Annotated in this window: 1 protein-coding gene and 2 pseudogenes; all 3 read right to left on the reverse strand. The window is 46.6% G+C overall.

The genetic code is table 11. From position 1 onward, the window contains the following. Positions 1 to 8: 8 nt before the first annotated feature. Positions 9 to 1,453 (reverse strand): annotated as a pseudogene (gene tnpC, locus ACUVJL_RS02225) (IS66 family transposase). A gap of 437 nt (positions 1,454 to 1,890) precedes the next feature. Continuing rightward, positions 1,891 to 2,076, reverse strand: a complete 186-nt coding sequence (gene patX / locus ACUVJL_RS02230; RefSeq protein WP_445244352.1) for a heterocyst-inhibiting protein PatX — start codon at positions 2,074 to 2,076, stop codon at positions 1,891 to 1,893. Between the two features lie 901 nt (positions 2,077 to 2,977). Then, a pseudogene (locus ACUVJL_RS02235) lies at positions 2,978 to 3,424 on the reverse strand (FAD-dependent oxidoreductase); the annotation flags it as partial.

Here is a 3,424-nt window from a genome sequence, read left to right on the forward strand (position 1 = left end):
GTAAGGATTCAGGTCTGAAAAATGGGAATGAGTTCAGGCCGAGCCAAGTCACAAGAATGGGCAGAAATAGCCTCACGGAAAAAAGTCATTACTGAACGAGCTGGAAAACGACAAGTTTGAATCACACTCAATAGATCAGCCGTTTCCTCAAATCTCTGCATCGAACGAGAGCCACCAGAAACTTTCCGCTTAGTTACAGCTAACCGTAGAGAACGTTCGGCTTTATTATTATCCGGAGGAACCGAGGGGTCAAAGAGAAAATACCACCATTGTTCTGCCTTATCCCGTAAGGATTTGAGCAACAAACCTGCGGCATAACCCACAAGGTTCAACCAAGTAGCCAAAGCCTGATTCAATCGTATTTTGAAATCAGTTGCCCACGAGTCGTAGGTGGGTCGAGCCTTGGTCTTGCGCCAAGACTCATGGGCAATAAAAGCTTCATCAATTAATGACAGAAATATTTGAGCGACTGCTGCATTATTGTTGCCAGGAAGTTCCAGCACTTTCTTGAAATGCCGCCGTAAATGGGCCAGACACTTCTGTTGAGCTATGACGAAAGCAACCATTATAAACACTGAAATCATCTGAGCTTAAGACTCCAGCAAATTCTTTGCCCAGCATGGTTTCTAGTTCCACGCGCCCCCTGGTATCTGCGGCATGAAATAAACAGAATCCTTCTCCACTAGCCGTCCACAGCCATTCTTTAACTCCCATGACACACCAAGGGGTTTCATCTACATGAACGTTTGATTGCTCTTGGGCCCATTCCCACAGTGCTTTAATCGCTGGCTTGATTGCTGCAGCTACTCGTTGATTGGTTTTTTGGAGTGTTCCTACGGACACTTCTATCCTGCCGAGTTCCCACAACAATTCAGTCTGCTTGGCGTAGGAAAGATGCCCATAATTCCCCAGCCAGACTAATAGTGCTTGGAGATTAACGCTCAAGTCTTGTCCTGGAACTATTCAAGCGGGGTGGTTCTCCTTTGACTACTGCACCACATTCGAGGCATTTACACGATTGTGTCTGATATTCAACGACTTCGATTGGTTTTGCTACTAGAGTTGCTACTTGCTGTCTGTGGATGTTAATTACTTGACTTAATTCTTTACTGCCACAATTGAGACAGATGTCGGGTGAGCTAATTTCGGTTCTGTCTACTCGTCCAAACCCTTTGCGGGTTTTCCCTTGATGACCTGGTTGTCCACCTGGTTTCTTTTTTGGGTCTGCTTCTGGTTGGACTGTTGGTTTCTCTGATTTCTGGATGAGATCCGTTGATGGGGGAATTGAAGAAGTTTTACTGGTTGTTCGACCTTTTCCCGTAGCAATAGCTAGTTTTTCTTGCAATTCTTCAATAATTTTTTGCAGCCCCAGTACCATTTCTACCAGTTCAGCTTGGCTCAACTGCTCGATTTGGGTTTTTTTCTGCTCTTTGGTGGCTGCGGGCTTTTTCATTCGTTTATTTTACCAGATGCCGTCACTGAAGTTTTTTTGACCTGAATCCTTACTAATCATCAATGGCGAAACCCGGTTTCATCTACTAAAATAAGGCGTGGAGGGCGAGGGATATCGGTTGAAAAACCCGGAATCCCAGGGCTGTGGGTAATTGCTGTTTAATTGAAGCGTTGTCAATACAAAACCGCCACAGACTAGAATGTATCTCTAGGTAGATGGCGGTTCTCGGTTTATATGCTATGCTCACTTAGACAAAAAACAATCTCCTAACAACTGTCAACAAAAAGTGCAGTTGTCGCTTAACCTGAAAAACTAGAACCCTAGAAAATCCGATCGCTCAAATGAACGGCCCGAACCAAGTCAGTTGTGGAAATCGCTTGCGTCCAGTGCCATTAGAGATCTTGTAGCTGATCAGTGTAAACATTAGGCTGGGTAACCTACCTGCGTCCGCCGCCCCTCTGAGGAGGGGGATCGCGCCGCCATTGCTGAGTTTGGGTGGATAACATCTCTTGGGCGGTGGCAGTATCGCTCTTTGGGAGTTTAGTTTCAAAAGCTTGAGCGGCATTGGCACTCAAGGTAATGCCCAACAGGCTCAGTAAAGCAATTGCAGTGTAGGTTGGCATGGTTAGTATCCGTGTCAGTGTCTATTACCTGATACGGACTTGCCCTGATCTATCCGGATAGATATCTGTAAAATTTTCGGAAATTTGCAAAAAACCTTAAAAAAAACGAACGGCAAGCCGAAAGCGAGCTGGACTTTAGTCGGCTCTCACCGAAAGCGACACTCCTAGACTTCAGTCCCCGTGTCGCTTTCTACAAGTCAATAGAAAGTGTTATCGAAAATAGGGGTCTAAAACCCCCTCCTTCTAGGGCGGCTTTATCCTAGAAGGTAAAGAAGTCGGGATAGGGCATTGCCAGGACAAAGATTTTGGACCTGGAGGGAGAGTAAGACTACGACCGTAGCTTCACCCTGTGAAACGTCAAGAATCACCGCAGGTTCGATCGGGCGGTTAGTATGTCAAAATCTACCCATACCACAGGTAGAATAACCGCGAGGATGGATTGGATAACCAACCCCAAAAAGACTGGCTAGGAAATAATAATGGCTAGTGGGCGACGAAAACTACGATAAACATGAGGAGAGGAAGGGTAGCTAACGCGCACCCATACCAGAAAAATCAAAAACTTATTAATTAGGTGTACCGTGGGGCACAGGGAAGAGAAGTGATTCTGGCGATTATTGGGGATCTGTGCCCTAGGCGGGCTGTTTAAATGAGGGTCAATCGATTTGAGATTAAAGAATTGAAGCATTGACCCCACGGATAAATTCGGGGGGCAAGTTTCTCGGATACAGGTTTTTTATTTCTGGACGGATGAATCCGGGGGCTTGTATCCTGGATGCTTTCGGTCAAGACTTGGTTTAATTAAACGGGTTTTAGGTCTAAGTATGGCCGAAAGGATAGACAGTTTAAAGGTATATCAGTGCAACCTTGCAATCGAGCGTGGCCCCGGCCCGCTTGAGTGTCAACTCTTCAATTCTACTGATACCGACAGCAGCCAAGCACCGGCAAAATTCAGCCTGCCCCATACTGTCAGAGGCTTTTCGGTTTCGCAACTCTGTAAAAATCTGTTGGTTTCCGAGTCCAAAGTCACGAGTTGCCAAGTTTGACCGGCTAAGGATGCGGGACTTGTCAGCGTTAGTGTCCAGTCTTGTTCGCCGAGGCGGCGGAAAATGCCGGAAAATTGGCTGTGGATATTTGCTGTTTGACGGCTTTGTTTCTCTACTGATTCCTGACATTCGCCGCTGGCGGGATATGCTTCAGGCCGGGAGAGATAATAGCGCTGCCAGTCGAGCCAATCCGATCGCCCCCGTGTCAAATTAAATAAAGGAATAACCGCTGCACTCGCCTGGGAATCTTGCAGCAAAGCTTCTTGCAAAACTCTCACCGGCAACTCCCGCGGCTGACATCC

Origin of the sequence: Microcoleus sp. OTE_8_concoct_300, from assembly GCF_031383065.1 — a bacterium.
In the GTDB taxonomy this organism is placed as follows: Bacteria; Cyanobacteriota; Cyanobacteriia; order Cyanobacteriales; family Microcoleaceae; genus Microcoleus.

What these genes read in the sequence shown, in the direction of transcription:
- patX (WP_445244352.1), bottom strand. Translation starts at nt 2,076, where the DNA reads ATGCCAACCTACACTGCAATTGCTTTACTGAGCCTGTTGGGCATTACC.